Annotated in this window: 17 protein-coding genes; all 17 read right to left on the bottom strand. The window is 59.5% G+C overall.

Annotated elements, in window-relative coordinates:
• Positions 1-62 precede the first annotated feature (62 nt).
• The 17 genes from MITSMUL_RS07925 to floA all read right to left on the bottom strand — a co-directional run bounded on the left by MITSMUL_RS07925 (position 63) and on the right by floA (position 16,970).
• Positions 63-1,382 (bottom strand): S-layer homology domain-containing protein, encoded by a 1,320-nt coding sequence (locus MITSMUL_RS07925; RefSeq protein ID WP_005841586.1) that lies wholly within the window; start codon positions 1,380-1,382, stop codon positions 63-65.
• A 236-nt stretch (positions 1,383-1,618) separates the two neighbouring features.
• Positions 1,619-2,122 carry a 2-thiouracil desulfurase family protein gene (locus MITSMUL_RS07920; RefSeq protein WP_005841582.1) on the bottom strand — a complete coding sequence of 168 codons (504 nt, stop codon included), beginning with the start codon at positions 2,120-2,122 and terminating at the stop codon, positions 1,619-1,621.
• 47 nt (positions 2,123-2,169) lie between these two features.
• Positions 2,170-2,760 (bottom strand): 3'-5' exonuclease, encoded by a 591-nt coding sequence (locus MITSMUL_RS07915; protein ID WP_005841580.1) that lies wholly within the window; start codon positions 2,758-2,760, stop codon positions 2,170-2,172.
• Positions 2,757-4,160: an NADPH-dependent glutamate synthase gene (gene gltA, locus MITSMUL_RS07910; RefSeq protein WP_005841578.1), complete on the bottom strand. Its 1,404-nt coding sequence runs from the start codon at positions 4,158-4,160 to the stop codon at positions 2,757-2,759. Before gltA ends, MITSMUL_RS07915 begins: the two co-directional genes overlap by 4 nt.
• Positions 4,160-5,005: a sulfide/dihydroorotate dehydrogenase-like FAD/NAD-binding protein gene (locus tag MITSMUL_RS07905; RefSeq protein ID WP_005841576.1), complete on the bottom strand. Its 846-nt coding sequence runs from the start codon at positions 5,003-5,005 to the stop codon at positions 4,160-4,162. Before MITSMUL_RS07905 ends, gltA begins: the two co-directional genes overlap by 1 nt.
• 21 nt (positions 5,006-5,026) lie before the next feature.
• Positions 5,027-5,770, bottom strand: coding sequence for a methylenetetrahydrofolate reductase (locus MITSMUL_RS07900; protein ID WP_005841574.1), 744 nt, complete (start codon positions 5,768-5,770; stop codon positions 5,027-5,029).
• Positions 5,771-5,913: 143 nt separating this feature from the next.
• Positions 5,914-7,380 (bottom strand): SLC13 family permease, encoded by a 1,467-nt coding sequence (locus tag MITSMUL_RS07895; RefSeq protein ID WP_005841572.1) that lies wholly within the window; start codon positions 7,378-7,380, stop codon positions 5,914-5,916.
• A 276-nt stretch (positions 7,381-7,656) separates the two neighbouring features.
• Positions 7,657-9,324: a formate--tetrahydrofolate ligase gene (locus tag MITSMUL_RS07890; protein WP_005841570.1), complete on the bottom strand. Its 1,668-nt coding sequence runs from the start codon at positions 9,322-9,324 to the stop codon at positions 7,657-7,659.
• Positions 9,325-9,363: 39 nt separating this feature from the next.
• Positions 9,364-10,227, bottom strand: coding sequence for a bifunctional methylenetetrahydrofolate dehydrogenase/methenyltetrahydrofolate cyclohydrolase FolD (gene folD, locus MITSMUL_RS07885; protein WP_005841568.1), 864 nt, complete (start codon positions 10,225-10,227; stop codon positions 9,364-9,366).
• 46 nt (positions 10,228-10,273) lie between these two features.
• The gene (locus tag MITSMUL_RS07880) at positions 10,274-11,122 is read right to left on the bottom strand and encodes a 4-hydroxybenzoate octaprenyltransferase (RefSeq protein ID WP_005841566.1); all 849 of its coding nucleotides are present in this window, start codon (positions 11,120-11,122) and stop codon (positions 10,274-10,276) included.
• A complete protein-coding gene (locus MITSMUL_RS07875) occupies positions 11,119-12,579 on the bottom strand; it encodes a menaquinone biosynthesis decarboxylase (RefSeq protein ID WP_005841564.1) in 1,461 nt (486 codons plus the stop codon). Before MITSMUL_RS07875 ends, MITSMUL_RS07880 begins: the two co-directional genes overlap by 4 nt.
• Positions 12,580-12,632: 53 nt before the next feature.
• Positions 12,633-13,415, bottom strand: coding sequence for a twin-arginine translocase subunit TatC (gene tatC / locus MITSMUL_RS07870; protein WP_050751691.1), 783 nt, complete (start codon positions 13,413-13,415; stop codon positions 12,633-12,635).
• Positions 13,416-13,442: 27 nt separating this feature from the next.
• Complete coding sequence (gene tatA / locus MITSMUL_RS07865; protein WP_005841560.1) at positions 13,443-13,661, bottom strand: twin-arginine translocase TatA/TatE family subunit; 219 nt, start codon at positions 13,659-13,661, stop codon at positions 13,443-13,445.
• A gap of 155 nt (positions 13,662-13,816) precedes the next feature.
• Positions 13,817-14,218, bottom strand: a complete 402-nt coding sequence (gene tatA, locus MITSMUL_RS07860) for a twin-arginine translocase TatA/TatE family subunit (RefSeq protein WP_005841558.1) — start codon at positions 14,216-14,218, stop codon at positions 13,817-13,819.
• A gap of 38 nt (positions 14,219-14,256) precedes the next feature.
• Complete coding sequence (locus tag MITSMUL_RS07855; RefSeq protein ID WP_005841557.1) at positions 14,257-15,216, bottom strand: polyprenyl synthetase family protein; 960 nt, start codon at positions 15,214-15,216, stop codon at positions 14,257-14,259.
• Positions 15,217-15,368: 152 nt separating this feature from the next.
• Positions 15,369-15,905, bottom strand: coding sequence for a hypothetical protein (locus MITSMUL_RS07850; protein ID WP_005841556.1), 537 nt, complete (start codon positions 15,903-15,905; stop codon positions 15,369-15,371).
• A 66-nt stretch (positions 15,906-15,971) separates the two neighbouring features.
• The gene (floA, locus tag MITSMUL_RS07845) at positions 15,972-16,970 is read right to left on the bottom strand and encodes a flotillin-like protein FloA (protein ID WP_005841555.1); all 999 of its coding nucleotides are present in this window, start codon (positions 16,968-16,970) and stop codon (positions 15,972-15,974) included.
• Between the last annotated feature and the right edge of the window lie 23 nt (positions 16,971-16,993).

Raw genomic sequence — 16,993 nt, 5'->3', positions numbered from 1 at the left:
AGAGACTGTCTTTTTTACACGGTTGAGATCGATGACCTCAACACCAAATCGCATCAGATCAATCAGAAGAATACATCGATACGGCCGAAGAGCTTCTCGGCATCCTTGTCTGCTGCGATGTCCTTGCCGTTGAAGTACTTCGCAAAGAGCTGTACATTCTTGAACAGCGTGTAGCCCGTGCCGACTTCGATACCCTTCTGGCCGCCATCGACACCATCGCCGTACGTCGACCACGGAGCAGCGTACTGGCCGAGGTTGCGGTAAGCGAGGTACATGCCCCAGCTGCCCTTGTTCTGCTGCTGAGCGCCCTTGTAGTCGTACTCGAAGCTGTAAGCATTGTCGTAGTTATCGGCTTCCGTGTTCTGTGCGTACTCTGCCTTGAAGAAGCTGTTGTGGTCGAAGCGGTATCCAGCATTCGCGAACCAGATGTTGGCTTTGTACTCACTGTCGTTGTCATTCGTGTACGGTTTTACGAGCTTATCCACGTCGAGCATTGCACCGTCCATATGCTCATAGCCCATGTTGCCATAGAACTTGTTCTTGGCATAGCCAATGTTGATGGCCTGGAAGTTAACCGTATCATCGCCATCTTTAAAGATATTATCTTTCCACTGTCCTTTGATATCGCGCCCCATATCAATGAACTGCGTCGCATCAAGGCGGCCAGCTTCAAGCGTGACCTTGAGGTCATTGCCAAACGTCACAGCAGCGCCGGAGTACGGGTCATCCGTCGTGGAGAGCAGGTTGATGGCATTCGGCAGCTTGCCGAGTTTGACATTAAAGTTGTCATAGTGACCTTCAGCCCAGACACGTTTGAGCTCAACCTTACCATCATAGAGGCCACCCTTATCGGAATCAAGCTTGGTATCTGCATCAAGGCGGGCATGAACATCCCAGTTCTTGTTGACCTCAGCCTTTGGCTCGAGACGGAACGTAAGATCGTTGTCATTCAGTTTGCGCTCTTTGTCTGTCGTACCTGCATCGTGGCGCGTGCTCGTATACGTGTACTCGACGAGGCCGTTCCACTTGACCATGTCGGCGTTGCGCTCGAGGTTGCTGACGCGGACGCCGAGGTTGCCCAGCTCATCGGAGAACTCAGCGGCGAGCTTGTCAATCAAGGCCTTGTCGGCTGCGGAGACATCGCTCTTAGCCATGGCCTTGGCAATCATCTGAGCCATCTCGTAGCGCGTGATGTTCTGGTTGCCGCGGAACGTCGTGTCGCCATAGCCTTCGATGACGCCGTCAGCTGCGAGCTGGGATACTGCGTCGTATGCCCAGTGATCTGCCGGAACATCGGAGAACGGATTAGCCGCTGCGAACGTCGTGCTTGCAGCGCCGACAACGAGTGCCGTCGTGAGTGCGGATACCAGAGTCTTTTTCATTGTGAACTCCCCCTAAAAGTGATTGTTTCGCATCGCTCTTTTATGAGTGTCCGTGTTTCCTCATATTCCCCCGCGATACTCTATTGTTGTTTCGTATTGAAACTGGTTTTATTATAGCATGTGGTAACGGTTTCTGCAAGCGTTTACATTTATTTTCTTTGAACAGATTATTTTCTGATGATTCAATATATAAAAACATCCGCCCTGCCTAACAGCAGAGCGGATGCTCTTGCCGGTCAATCCCTGATGGAATCGTGCCGGATATCTTCTTCAATCAGTTGCTTGAGCTGCGCCTCGGTCAGGTCGTGCTCAGAGTAGACGGTCAGGCCGTGCTGACGCAGGAGCTCTGTAGCCGCGCCGGCTCCCTGTATCTTCCGGCCAGTGAAACTGCCGTCATGGATGCGGTGCACGCCGCAGGACGGGCTGCCCTCCTTGAAGATTGCCACTTCAGCATGGTACGCCTCGGCAATGCGCAAGATTTTCTGCGCGCCGAGCAAGAGCGATGCCGTCAGGTCGTGACCATCTGCGTCGACGGCCTGCGCCCTGCCCTCGATGAGCTTGCGGCCCGTGCCGTACTGGATCTCCATCGGAGCTCTCGGCACCGGCAGCATCGCGAAGCACTCCGGGCAGACCGCGACAAAGCGCCCCTGCGCATTGTAGGCCTGCAGCAGCGTATCATCGTTGCTGCCGCCGTTGTACTTGACCTTGTGTCCCAAGAGACACGCACTGACCAGGATCATCGCTCTTCCTCCTCCTGTTTTCGACTGGCTATCACAGTGAGACGCCGTCAGCCAAAGAGCCCGCACGAGGCAGAGCCATGTGACTCGAAGGCCTCGACGCGCACGCCGAGGTGCTGCACGAGCGCCTCCATGCTCGCATCCGCGAGCTCAAGGCCCGCCCTTATAGGGATGGCCGCGCAGGCCTTGGCATCTTCGAGCGCATCGTGGTGACGGAAGTGCAGGTTGAGGTAGGCACCGACCGTGCCGAGCTTGTGGTTGGCCAGGTTTGGCCAGGCCCGGCGCGCAATCGCGACCGTATCGCAGTATGAGAACGCCGGTGCCTGCAGGCCATAGCGCGCGAGGCACGAGCGCAGGACGCTCATGTCGAACTTCGCATTGTGCGCCACGACGAGCTGCCCCTCAAGCTTTGCCTCGAGCTCTGGCCAGATGCCGGCAAAATCCGCGGCATTTGCCGTATCAGCTTCCGTCAGGCCGTGAATCTTTGTGTTGAAGTAGCTGTACCGGTTCGCAGGCGGCTGGATCAGCGTGTAGTACGAGTCCACCAGAGCACCCGCGCGGATGGTCACGACGGCCACACTGCAGGCAGAGTCCCGCGCGCCCGTAGCCGTCTCGAAATCAATTGCCGTGAAGTTCATCATTTTTTCTTGCTCTTGAGGTATGTATCGATGGCTGCGGCTGCCTTGCGGCCAGCGCCCATCGCGAGGATGACGGTCGCCGCACCCGTGACGATATCGCCGCCGGCGAAGACGCCTTCCTTCGACGTCGCACACGTCTCCTCATCAGCTTCGATGTTGCCGCGCTTCGTCGTCTTGAGGCCCGGCGTCGTATGTGCGATGATCGGATTCGGACCCGTGCCGATGGCGATGATGACCGTATCCATCTCCATGTCGAATTCCGAGCCCTCGATGGGGATTGGGCGACGGCGGCCCGAGGCATCAGGCTCACCGAGCTCCATGCGGATGCAGCGCAGACCCTTGACCCAGCCGTTCTCATCGCCGAGGACTTCGACCGGATTCGTCAGCAGCTGGAAGTCGATACCCTCTTCCTTGGCATGCTCGACCTCTTCTGCGCGCGCCGGAATCTCTGCCGCGCTGCGGCGGTAGATGATCGAGACCTTCTCGGCGCCTAGGCGCAGCGCCGTGCGCGCCGCATCCATAGCGACGTTGCCGCCGCCGACGACGGCGACATGGCGGCCGACCTGGATTGGCGTCGCGTATTCCGGGAACTTGTAGGCCTTCATGAGATTGCAGCGCGTCAAGAACTCGTTGGCCGAGTAGACGCCGTTGAGGCTCTCACCCGGGATGCCCTGGAAGCGCGGCAAGCCGGCACCCGTGCCGATGAAGACGGCATCGAAGCCCTCTTCCTGTAGGAGCTCGTCGACCGTGTAGAGACGGCCGGCCACCGAGTCGACTTCAATCTTGACGCCGAGCTTCTCGATGTTCTCGATCTCCTTCTTGACGACCGTGTCCTTTGGCAGACGGAACTCAGGGATGCCGTAGGACAGCACGCCGCCCGCCTTATGCAGCGCCTCGAAGATGGTCACATCGTAACCCTTCTTCGCGAGGTCACCCGCACAGGAGAGGCCGGACGGGCCGGCGCCGATGACGGCGACTTTCTGCGCATCGGCGGCGCGCTCGACCGGTTTGACCTCTTTATCCGATGCGAGCTCGCGATCAGCGACGAAACGCTCGAGGCGGCCGATGGCGACGGATTCGCCGCGCTTCGTGAGGATGCAATGCTTCTCGCACTGGTTCTCCTGCGGGCAGACGCGGCCACAGATGGCCGGCAGCGCATTCGACTCCTTGATGGTCGCGATGGCACCGTCGAAGTCACGCTCCTTAATCTTGCCGATGAAGGTCGGGATGTCGATTGAGACCGGGCAGCCCTTGCGGCACTGCGGGACCTTGCAGTGCAGGCAGCGCTCTGCCTCGGCCACGGCCGTATCCTCATCGTAGCCAAGGGCCACTTCCTCAAAGTTATGGGCACGGACTTTCGGGTCCTGTACCGGCATCTTGTGTTTCTCGAGAATCAGTGCCATTATTTATCCCCTCCGAGTCCAATGTGGCAGACGTGATCTTTCTCTACGGCTTCCTTGTCGCGGTACATGCGCTGGCGACTCATGAGGCCCTTGAAGTCCACGAGGTGGCCGTCGAACTCCGGACCGTCGACGCAGGCAAACTTCGTCTCATCGCCGATCGTCACGCGGCATCCGCCGCACATGCCCGTGCCGTCGACCATGATCGGGTTGAGCGAGACGACCGTGTGGATGCCGAGGTCGCGCGTCGCATCAGCGACGCTCTTCATCATGATGACCGGGCCGATGGCCGTGATCTGCGCGATCTTCTCGCCGCGGTCGACGAGAGCCTGGACGGCATTCGTGACGAAGCCCTTGATGCCGTACGAACCGTCATCTGTCGTCACGAGGACCTCATCCGTCACGGCCTTCATCTCGTCTTCCATGATCAGGATATCCTTCGTCTTCGCGCCCATGATCGCGATGACCTTGTTGCCGGCTTCTTTCATGGCGCGTGCGATCGGGTACGTCGGCGCGACACCGATGCCGCCGCCAACGACGACCATCGTGCCGTCGAGTTTCGCGATCTCCGACGGGCGGCCGAGCGGGCCGACGAAGTCGAGGATGCTGTCGCCGGCCTCGAGAGCCGCGAGCTCCATCGTCGACGCGCCGATGGCCTGGAACACGATGAGGATGCGGCCCGTCTCGCGGTCAAAGTCCGCGATCGTCAACGGGATGCGCTCCCCTTCCTCGTTGACGCGCAACACGATGAACTGGCCCGCCTGTGCCTTCTTCGCCACGCGCGGTGCCTCGATATCCATCGCGTAGACATTCGGCGACCATTCCTCTTTTCTCAAGATCTTGAACATAAAAACTCTCCTATCTATACATCAGGCAAGAACACCCTCGAGATACGCCTCGAGGTTCGTCTTGATCGGCATCAGGTAGACATTGTTGCCTTCTCGCACTGCAAAATCCATGACTTCCTTGGCAAATGCCACGCTCCAGTCGAGCGTCGGCTCGAAGGCATGCGGAAAGACGACATGGTTCTTACGCTCCCAGTAGCTCTGCGAGCGTGCGCTCATGACGGGCGAGACGCCCCAGTAGACCTCGAGGCCCTGCAGCATGTCCGCATAGACCGAGAGGAAGCGCATGTCGAAGAACGGCTGCGTGAAGAAGCCTGCGGCGCCGGCCTGCAGCTTGCGCTTGATGCGGTAGAGCTCCTGCGAGAGCGAGCCGCGGTACTGGTCAATGCCAGCGTAGACCTTGACCTCTGGCATCTCCTTGCGGAACTTCCAGATGACATCGACGCTGTTCGTCGGATAGACCTCGTGCATCATGTCCTGCGGCGGGTCGCCCTCGATGACGAGGACCTCGCGGATATCGTGCTCGCGCAGGTAGTCCTTCATCGCGAGCTCCTTGTCGAGGTCGATGTCCATCGCGCGGATGTGCGGCATCGACTCGGGGAAGTATTCCTTGGCGATTGCGGCGCCCTGCCAGCTGCGCGTCGGGAAGCGCAGGAGATCCGGGATGTTGATGACATCGACCTGCTCCTTGAACTTGCCGAGCAGGGCGAGCTCCCCACGCAGGGCGTCCTCGTCACGCGGAACAAGTTCTACTGAGATACGTTTCATATATTCCCTCCGGAGTGTATTTGTCAAAAAAGAACCATATATCAATCATATTGTAAAGTCTTTCCCCATATTTTGCAAGCACATCACTCACACAAAAAGGCCGCCGCAAAGCGGCAGCCTTGAAGAATCAGCGCGGGAATGTCTCAAAGGACGAGGCCCAGCCATTTCCAATACGTATTCGTCAGCAGCAGGATGGTCAAGTAGGCCAGCACCGTCAGGGGGATGCCCGTCTTGATGAAGTCCTTGACCTCGAACGTATCCGTGCTGTAGGCAATCATGTTCTGCGGCGCATTGACCGGCAGGATGAAGCCGAAGCAGATGGTGTACTGCAGGATCATGACCATGCCGACGACGTTGAGCGTGATGTTCTCCGACGCACCCTGCAGGACGGAGATGCAGATTGGGATCATCGCCGACGACAGGGCCGTCGCACTGGCAAAGCCGAGATGGATGAGAATGAGGAAGAGCGCGAGGATGGCGATGATGAACGTCGCCGTCGCATCATAGAGACCAAAGTTCTGGACGATGACATGCGCAATCCACTCACCCGCCTTCGTCGAGAGGATAGCCGAGCCGAGGCTGATGCCGACGCCGAAGAGCAGCAGCGTGCCCCAGTTGATGCGCTCCTGGACTTCTTTCCAGGTCATGATGCCGATGCCCGGCATCATCATCAAGGTGACAGCAACAATCGTCGTCGAGGATGTGTCAAACGGATGGACAATCTTCTCGGTTGCCCAGAAGAAGAGCAGCACGACTGAGATGAGCAACAGCTTTTTCTCATCCGTCTTCATCGGGCCGAGCGCAGAAAGCTCCTGCGCAATCTTCTCCCGGCCGCCCGGAATCTCCTCCATCTCCGGCGGCATGAGCTTCAAGAGGACGAAGTAGAGCAGCACGCTCATGATGACGGCAAACGGAGCCGCCGCGATGAACCAGTCGAGCCAGCTGATCGTCGTGCCGAGCTGCTTCTCGATGAAGCCGAGCGCGACCATGTTCTGTGCTGCCGCTGTCTTGATGCCGACATTCCAGATGCTGTCGGCCTGCGCCACGGCGATCAGCATGATGGCGGCGAACTTGCTCTTGCGCGGCACGCCGAAGACGGCGATGATGCCCATGACAATCGGCACCATGCACGAGACGCGGGCCGTCGTGCTCGGCACGAAGAAGCTCAGGACAAAGCCGACACAAATGACGCCAGCCAATACGTGATGTGTCTTGGCGCCGATCTTCGAAAGGACGACGAGCGCGATACGCTTGTCGAGGCCCGTCTTCATCATCGCCGCCGCAATCAGCAGGGCCGCGCCGACGAGGGCCAACGCTGTGCTCGAGAAGCCGCCCAGAGCCATCTTGAGGGCGCCAGACGTACCGAGCATCTTCGACGGGTTGACCATGTTGGGTGCCGTGCCGAGCAGGAAGGCCATGAGCGACATGATGATACCCGATGAGACCGGATAGGCGACGGCCTCGGTCATCCAGATGATGACCGAGAAGACGAGGATGGCCAGCATGCGATGGCCGGCCGTCGAGAGGTCCGGCGGCGTCGGCACCAAAAGCAGCAGGATGAGCACGAGAAAGCCTACCGGCAGCCCCATGCGACTCAGATTCTTTTTCATGATGATTCCTCCCCTGGCAAGATGATTGCATAGAAAAAGGCAGACCTCTGACAGGACTGCCCTTGTCACGACTCGTGCGCCATTGCACTTATATCGTATATTCATATGTACTATGATGAATCTGTATGGATATCATACCGCAGGATCAGACGATTGTCAAGTTGTAAACATCACAGCCTGCGAACAATCCTCATGCTAAACGAGAATTCGTGTAACAGAAAAGCCACCGCATCGCAGGGATGCAGTGGCTCATGTTTATCTTATCGGAGGCGAGTCTCAGAACAGGCCCGTGATCTTGCCATTGACGTCGATGTCCATATTCTCGGCGGCCGGATGCTTCGGCAGGCCCGGCATCGTCAGGATGTTGCCCGTCAGCGCGACGATGAAGCCGGCGCCGGCGCTGATGCGGAGCTCCTTGACTGTGATGCGGAAACCGGTCGGGCGTCCGATCTTCGTCGCATCGTCCGACAGCGAATACTGCGTCTTGGCCATGCAGACCGGCATCTTGTCGAAGCCGAGCTCCTCAATCTCCTTGAGCTGCTTCTTGGCTGCCGGCGTGAAGTCTACGCCGTCGCCGCCGTAGATCTCTTTCGTGATCTTCTCGATCTTCTCCGGGATGCTCTCGTTGACATCGTAGATGAAGTGGAAGTCATTCGGCTTCTTCGTCGCCTCGACGACCTTGTCGGCGAGCTCGAGTCCGCCTTCGCCGCCCTTGGCCCAGACTTCCGACAGCGCGACTTCCGCGCCGAGCTCATTGCACTTCTTCTCGACAAAGTCGAGCTCTTCCTTCGTATCCGTCGGGAAGGCATTGATGGCGACGACAGCCGGCAAGCCGAACTTCTGGATGTTCTCGATGTGCTTCGTCAGGTTGGCGAGGCCCTTCTCGAGCGCTGCCATGTCGACCTTGCCGAGTTCCTTCTTGTCGAGGCCGCCGTGCATCTTGAGCGCGCGGACCGTCGCGACGATGACGACAGCATCCGGCTTGAGGCCGGCGAAGCGGCACTTGATGTCAAGGAATTTCTCGGCGCCGAGGTCGGCACCGAAGCCTGCCTCCGTGACGACGTAGTCGGCGAACTTCAGCGCGAATTTCGTCGCCATGACGCTGTTGCAGCCATGGGCGATGTTCGCGAACGGGCCTCCGTGGATGAAGGCCGGCGTGCCCTCGAGCGTCTGCACGAGGTTCGGCTTGATGGCATCCTTGAAGAGCAGCGTCAGAGCACCCGTGACATTGAGTTCTTTCGCGCGGATGGCGCGGCCCTCGCGGCTGTAGCCGATGACAATCTCGCCGAGGCGCTGCTTCATATCCTCGAGGTCCTTCGCGAGGCAGAGGATGGCCATCATCTCCGAGGCCACCGTGATGTCGAAGCCCGTCTCGCGCGGCGTGCCGTGTGCCTTGCCGCCGAGGCCGATGACGACGTGACGCAGGGCGCGGTCGTTGAGGTCGAGCACGCGCTTCCACGTGATGCGGCGCACGTCGATGTCGAGTGCATTACCCTGCTGGATGTGGTTGTCGATGACAGCCGCGAGCAGGTTGTGCGCCGTCGTGATGGCGTGGAAGTCGCCCGTGAAGTGCAGGTTGATGTCCTCCATCGGCACGACCTGCGCGTAGCCGCCGCCGGCAGCACCGCCCTTGAGGCCAAAGCACGGGCCGAGCGACGGCTCGCGCAGTGCGACGGCAACCTTCTTGCCCTGGCGGTGGAAGGCGTCAGCGAGGCCGACGCTCGTCGTCGTCTTGCCCTCGCCGGCCGGCGTCGGGTTGATGGCCGTCACGAGGATGAGCTTGCCATTCGGCTGCTCCTTGACGCGCTCCCAAGCGGAAAGTGCGACTTTTGCCTTGTACTTGCCGTAGAGCTCGAGCTCATCATCGCTGATACCGAGCTTCTCCGCGATCTCCTGGATCGGGCGCATCTGGGCTTCCTGTGCAATCTCAACATCGGTTTTCATTTCTGTACCTCCTGCATTCTATGAGAAACACTATGTATGTCAGTCCTGCAGCTGCATCTCAGCAGCGCGGACAACATTTTCCATGAGCATGGCGACGGTCAGGAGACCGACGCCGCCGGGGACCGGCGTGATGGCACCGGCGACATCTTTGACGGCCTCGAAGTCGACGTCACCGACGAGCTTCTTCGGCGCGATGCGGTTGATGCCGACATCGATGACCGTCGCGCCGGGCTTGACCATGTCAGCCGTGACGAAGTTCGGACGGCCGACGGCCGCGACGAGAATATCCGCCTCGCGCGTGACGGCGGGCAGGTCCTTCGTATGGCTGTGGCAGATCGTGACGGTCGCATTCTTGCCGAGCAAGAGATGGAGCATCGGCTTGCCGACGATGTTGCTGCGGCCGATGATGACGGCGCGCTGGCCATCAATCGGGATGCCAGCGAGCTCGAGCATGCGCAGGCAGCCAAAAGGCGTGCAGGGCACGAGACCGGGCTGGCCTGTCACAAGGCGGCCAACATTGACGGGATGGAAGCCGTCGACATCCTTCTCCGGGCGGATGCGCTCGAGGATTTCCGACTCATGCGCGGCAATCTGCTCGGGCAGCGGCAGCTGTACGAGGATGCCGTGAATCTTTGAGTCGGCATTGAGCGCATCGATCTTCGCGATGAGCTCGTCCTTCGTCGTTGTCTCGGGCATCTCGATGACTTCGGAGTAGATGCCGAGCGCCTCGCACGACTTGTGCTTGTTGCGCACGTAGACCTGCGAGGCAGGGTTCGAGCCGACGATGATGACGGCAAGGCCCGGCTGCACGCCGTACTGCTCGCGAAGCGCTGCGGCTTTCTTCTGCGCATCCTCGCGGAACGCCTGGGCAAAGACCTTGCCCTCCAAAATACGAGCTGACATAGAATCACCTTTCCTATCTCTGAAAAAACAACATATAATCTATCAGTCAGATATAGAAACTCAGCCAGGTACAGGCGAAGATGGCAACGGAGACGATGCCATTGCGCATGAAGTACCGCTGTGTCACACGGGAGAAATCCGTCGGGCTCACGATCCGGTGCTGGTAGCAGAGCGTCGCGGCCGCAATCAGGACGCCGACGAAGTAGAGCGCCGAGAGGTGCATCATGAAGCCGACCGCGAGGAAACAGAGGATGCAGATGACGTGTGCAGCCGTGGCGATGCGGAAGGCTCCGGCGGCGCCGTAGCTGACGGCCAGCGAATGGAGCCCCTGGCTGCGGTCGAACGCCTCATCCTGCGCGCCGTACATCGCATCGAACGCCCCAATCCAGAGCGCGACGGCCGTGCAGAGCACGATGAGCGGCGCGGTGATCGTGCCGCTGACGCCGACCCAGCCGCCCGCCGGTGCCATGGCGATGGCCAGTCCCAGGAACATGTGCACCCAGCCCGTCACGCGCTTCATGAACGGGTAGATGATGAACGGGATGGCCGCCACAGGCAGCAGATAGATGCAGATGGGCTGCAGCTGCAGGACCGAGAGCACCATGAGCACGAGGCAGATGACGATGAAGGCGAGTGCCTCGCGCTTCGAGATGCGGCCCGCGACCATCGCGCGGTAGGCCATGCGCGGCTGCTGCTTGTCGTACTTGAGGTCGGCGAGGTTGTCGATGGCCATTGCGGCTGCCCGCCCCGTCGTGATAGCCATCGCGACCCAGAAGAGGTCGATGAGGCGCGGATGGCCATTGGCAGCCAGCACCGCGCCCATGAAAGCGAACGGCAGGTCAAAGATCGTGTGGTGCAGGGCGACATTGTTGATGTGTGCTTTGATGGAGATCACTCGAGTCCAAGCTCCTTCCACTTCGCATCGACCTTCGCCTTGATGTCCTCCGACATCGCGATCTCATCCGGCCACTCGCGGCTGTGGCCCTCTTCCGGCCAGGTCTTCGTCGCATCGATGCCGAGCTTCGCACCCCACTTCGCCATCGGCGAGGAATGGTCGAGCACATCGAGCGGGCCCTCGACGATCTCGAGGTCGTGCTTCGCATCGATGTTGTTGAAGACGCGCCAAGCCACTTCGCCGAGGTCCTGGACGTCGACGTGCGCGTCGACGACGATGATCATCTTGACGTTCATCATCTGGCCCATGCCCCAGAGCGCGTGCATGACCTTGCGCGCCTGCATCGGATACGACTTCTTGATGGAGACGATGCAGCAATCGTGGAAGACGCCCTCGAGCGGCATGTTGATGTCGATGATCTCCGGCTGCATCTGCTGCAGGAGCGGCAGGAAGATGCGCTCCGTCGCCTTGGCGAGGAAGCAGTCCTCCATTGGCGGCTTGCCGACAACGGTCGCCGAGTAGATGGCGTCCTTGCGGTGCGTGATGGCCGTGATGTGGAAGACCGGGTAATCGTCAGCCAGGGAGTAGTAGCCCGTGTGGTCGCCAAAAGGACCCTCGCGGCGCATCTCATCCGTGCGGACATAACCCTCGAGGATGATCTCCGCCGTGGCCGGCACCTCGATGTCGACCGTCTTGCACTTGACCATCTCGACCGACTTGTGGCGCAGGAAACCAGCGAAGACCATCTCATCGATGTCGCGCGGCAGAGGAGCCGTCGCCGCATACGTCACGACGGGGTCCGTGCCGATGGCCACGGCCGCCTCGATGCGCTCGCCGCCCTGCGCCTTCATGTCGCGGAAGTTCTCCGCGCCGTTCTTGTGGATGTGCCAGTGCATGCCCGTCGTCTTGCTGTCATACTTCTGCAGGCGGTACATGCCGACATTGCGCTTACCCGTCTTCGGGTTCTTCGTGAAGACGAGCGGCAGCGTGACGAACGGGCCGCCGTCATCCGGCCAGCACTTGAGGATTGGGATCTCATCGAGATTCGGGTTCTCCGTCTCGACTACTTCCTGGCACGGTGCGTGCTTGACGTACTTCGGGAAGTTGATCGCACGCTTGATCATCGGGATCATCGTGACGACGCTCATCTTGTTCTGCAGGGAGACGTACGGCAGCTTCATCATCTCGCGCAGCTCGTCCGCGACATCGTCGAGCTTCTCGACGCCGAGGGCCATGGCCATGCGCTCATAGCTGCCGAAGGCATTCATGAGGACCGGCATCTTGGAGCCCTTGACGTTCTCAAAGAGCAGGGCGACATTCTTCTCGCCCTTCATCTTGGACACGCGGTCCGTGATCTCCGTGATCTCGAGCTCCGGGTCTACCTCTGTCTTGATGCGCTTCAAGAGGCCCTTGCTCTCGAGGGCCTCTATGAATTCGCGCAGATCTTTGTAAGCCAAAAAAATCTCTCCTTCTCTATCGTATCAATACCAGCCGTCTCTGTGACCGTGCATCAGCGGCGCAGAATGAACCGCACGATGAAGTAGCCGACCTCATAGAGGACAATCATCGGCAGCGCAATCATCGACTGCGTGAAGACATCCGGCGTCGGCGTGATGATGGCACCAGCGACGAAGGCCAGGAAAACGACGATGCGTTGGTACTTCTTGAGCATGGCCGAAGTCAGGATGCCCATCTTGCCGAGGATCGTGATGATGAGCGGCAGCTCAAACACGAAGCCGAACGGCAGCACGAACGTGATGACGAAATCAAAATACTTGTTGACGGAAAAGAGTGCCTCGAGCTCGGCATTGCCAAAGCCCATGAAGAAGCGGATGCCCGCCGGCAGGACCAGGAAAAAGGAAAAGGCCAGTCCCGAAAAGAACAGGATGACCGACGTCGGCACGATGATGCCGAGCACCATGCGCTCCTTGGCCGTAAGGGCCGGCAGGAAGAAGCGCCACACCTGATAGAATACGATGGGCAGCGCCAAGAGGAAGCCCGCCACGACGGCCACCTTGAGATAGGTGAAGAACGCCTCAGACGGCTGCATGTAGTAGAGCTTGCCCGCCGGCAAAGTCAGATAATGCATGATCTCGTCGATGAAGTAATATCCGACACAGCTGCCAAGACCGATGGCAACGAGGCATTTGATCAGGCGGCTGCGCAGTTCCGTCAGGTGCGCCACGAGCGACATCGTGCCGTCATCGTCCGCCTGTACCGCTTCAGCGCTCTCCGCGGCATCGCTTCTCTGCTGCGGAGCCTCTATTTCTTCATATTGTCTTTCTTCTGCCATTTCTGCCATGCGTCCTTTTTACCCCGATCACTTCTGTTCATCCTTCTTGGCAGGGACTTCCTTCGTCTCTGCCGTCACGTTGACCATCTTGTCGTCCTTCTTCGCATCTTCTTCGTTGCTGGCCGACTTGAACTCGCGGATGCTCTTGCCGAGTGCCTTGCCGACATCCGGCAGCTTGCCCGGTCCAAAGATGACAAGGCCGATGATCAAGATGATGACGAGTTCCGGTACACCTAATCCAAACATGATAGTTCCTCCTAAACACAATACGAATTCACATACTTCTATTATACATGCTGCCTTTGTGGCTGGCCAGTTCTGATTCTTGATTGTCCCTATAGGATGTACTTATGCTTCCATAAACGGGCAATAAAAACGGGCGCAAGAGTTGCGCCCTGCTTTCAGACTGCTTTGTTCTCTTTGCCCGCGGATTCCTGCTTCGCCTTCGTCTCGGCAATCTGCTGGCGCACGCTCTCCTGCGTCGGTGCTTCGTAAGCAGGTGCCTCCGGTGCTTTCGCTTCCGGGGCCTTGACAGTTTCTGGTTGCGGCTTAGCTGGACTCTGCGGCGCGGCTGCGGCCGGCGTCGCGTTCTGCTCTACTGCCTGCGGCTTTGGCGCTGCTGCCGGCGGCTGCGGCGGATTCTCCGGCGCGTTGATTGCCTGCGACAATGCATTCGATGCCTTGCGGAATTCACGGATTCCCTTGCCGAGCGTGCGTCCCATCTCCGGCAGCTTGCCGGGGCCAAAGACGATGAGCCCGATGATCAGGATGAGCACGAGCTCCGGTACACCAATTCCAAACATACTGTTCCTCCATCTACTTTCTCACAATGTCCGTGCGGTCAAAAATCGCGGTCGCCGATGAAGTCGGCCACCATCTCATACGATTCGCGGATGTCCGCTGGCAGGCTGTCCGGCAGGACTGCCTTGGCGTGCGCGAGGTACTCATCGGCCTTCGCCTTCGCGAAGTCGACACCATCTGTCGCCTTGACGATGGCGAGCGCGCGCTCGACCATCTCATCCGTCATCTCCATGTCCGTGACGATGGCCTCAAGCTCCTTGGCGTCAGGGCTCGTCTCGAGTGCCCGGATGACGGGCAGCGTCACGATGCCTTGGCGGATGTCGTTGCCGGCAGGCTTGCCGATCTTCTCCGTCGTCTGCTCGATGTCCAAGAGGTCATCCGTGATCTGGAAGGCCATGCCGATGCAGTGGCCGTACTCCGCGAGCTTCCCGGCCTCCTCCCTGTCCATGCCGCCGACGAGACCGCCGAGCTCACAGCAGATCTCGAGGAAATCCGCCGTCTTCTTCTGGATGCGCTCGAAGTAATCCGCCATGCCGCGCGAGGCCTGATAGATTGCGTGATCCTGGATGATCTCACCGACGCTGAGGTTGCAGACGAGCTCGGCGAGGCGCTTCAAGACGTAGTCGCCGTAGCCCGCCTCCGCGAGCAGCGCAAACGCCCTCGCGAAGATATAATCGCCCGAGAGAATGGCCACCTGATTGTTCCAGCGCGCATTGGCCGTCGCCGCGCCGCGGCGCGTGTCGGCCTCATCGATGACATCGTCATGAACCAGGGATGCCGTGTGGATGAGCTCCAAGGCCTCTGCCAAGGGCAGGACATGCGGTAAGTCAAAGGCTTTGCCGCCGCGGGCCGAGAGCAGGCAGAGCGCCGGCCGGATGCGCTTCCCGCCCGACGTCACGAGATGCATGCCGACTTCCGTCACCAGTTCATTCGTAGAAGTCACGGCCTCCTGCAGGCCCTGCTCCAGTATTTCAAGATCTCCCTTTATGACATCAAACATCTGGTTTGACAAATCAATCACCTACAAAATTCTTACTTTTATTTATAATGCATAACATATTCTATAATTCTACTACAGAATGCTCAATTTGTCATCGGAAAAACTCACAAGAAAAGCCTTCCTGGATAGCAGGAAGACTTTTTCTTATCAACTTAGCGGCGCCAATACGGGGAGCGATGCTGATAGGCCTTGGGCTTGCCGAGAATCTCGGCCATGACGATGGACTGCTGCACCTGCTCTTTCGTGAAACGCGGCAGGATATTCTCGCTTAGCGCGCTCTTTTTAAGACCGGCCTGCTGTTCATATACGGCCTCCTCTTCAGCGCGGATGGCGGCTTCTTCTTCCTGGCGCTTCGCTTCGTACGCTGCGGCGCGCGCCTTGTCGGCCATCTCTTCGCGGTAGGCTTCAAGCATGTCCTGCATCTTGGTGCCGGGCTCGCGGTAGACACCGCCTTCATCTATCGTCCCCTTCGGCAGCGGGGCCCCCTTGATGTCGGGGATCTCGAAAGGAATATTCCCCTCCTTCTTCTCCGTGCCCCAGGGCGCGGGCATCGGCGGCGGCAGTTTGCCGTCTTCATCCCGCGGCGGGAAAGGCCGCGGCATTTTCATGGGCGGCTTCTTCCTGCCAAGCTTATCGCTGAGAATGGCCATGATGGCGAACAAGATGATGGCCAATACGGATGAATCCATCCCGGCTCCCCCTTTCTCGCTTTATTGGGCTACGCCTTTTCGCGCGGCCCTCTGCACGTATTTCGCTCATTTCACCGGCTGCGTCGGGCGCATCTTGTCGTCCGCACCGGCCGTGCTGATGGCGTTGCGCATGTCGGTGTCCGCCTGCACGTTGTTGAGGTTGTAGTAGTCCATGACGCCGAGGCGGCCTTCGCGCAGTGCCTCCGCCATCGCATGCGGGACTTCGGCCTGTGCTTCGACGACCTTCGCCTCCATCTCCTGCGTGTAGGCCTTCATCTCCTGTTCCTTGGCCACCGCCATCGCGCGGCGCTCCTCTGCCTTGGCCTGTGCGATGCGCTTGTCGGCCTCAGCCTGATCGGTCTGGAGCTCAGCGCCGATGTTGCGCCCGACGTCGACGTCGGCGATATCAATGGAGAGGATCTCGAAGGCCGTGCCGGCATCGAGTCCTTTGCCGAGTACCGTCTTACTGATGTCGTCCGGGTTGGCGAGCACGTCGTTGTGGCTCTCGGACGAGCCAACCGTCGTGACGATGCCCTCGCCGACGCGCGCAATGATGGTCGGCTCACCGGCACCGCCGACGAGTCGGTCGATGTTGGCGCGTACGGTGACGCGTGCCTTGATCTTGAGCTCGATGCCGTTGCGCGCGACGGCCGAGACGACCGGCGTCTCGATGACCTTCGGGTTGACACTCATCTGCACGGCTTCCAGCACATCGCGGCCCGCGAGGTCGATGGCGGCCGAGCGCTCGAACGGCAGAGGGATCTGGGCGCGGTGTGCCGCGATCAGCGCGTCGACGACCTTGTCGACATTGCCGCCCGCAAGGTAGTGCGCCTCGAGCTGGTTGACCTGCACGTTGAGCCCCGCCTTGTTGGCCTTGATGAGCGGCAGAATGATCTTGGCTGGCGGCACACGGCGCATGCGCATGCCGACGAGCGTGATGATGCTGACGTGCACATCAGCAGCCAGTGCCGAGATCCAGAGACCGAGCGGCACGAAGTGCAGGAACACCATGATGGCTGCGACGATGAGCACGAGAATGAATGCGGATGTGATCAGTGATGCCATAAAAAAACCTCCTGTAGTAGATC

It is taken from the genome of Mitsuokella multacida DSM 20544 (genome assembly GCF_000155955.1).
Classification (GTDB): domain Bacteria; phylum Bacillota; class Negativicutes; order Selenomonadales; family Selenomonadaceae; genus Mitsuokella; species Mitsuokella multacida.
Note: the sequence above shows the minus strand (reverse complement) of the source record. Positions and strands in the feature narration are given on the sequence as shown.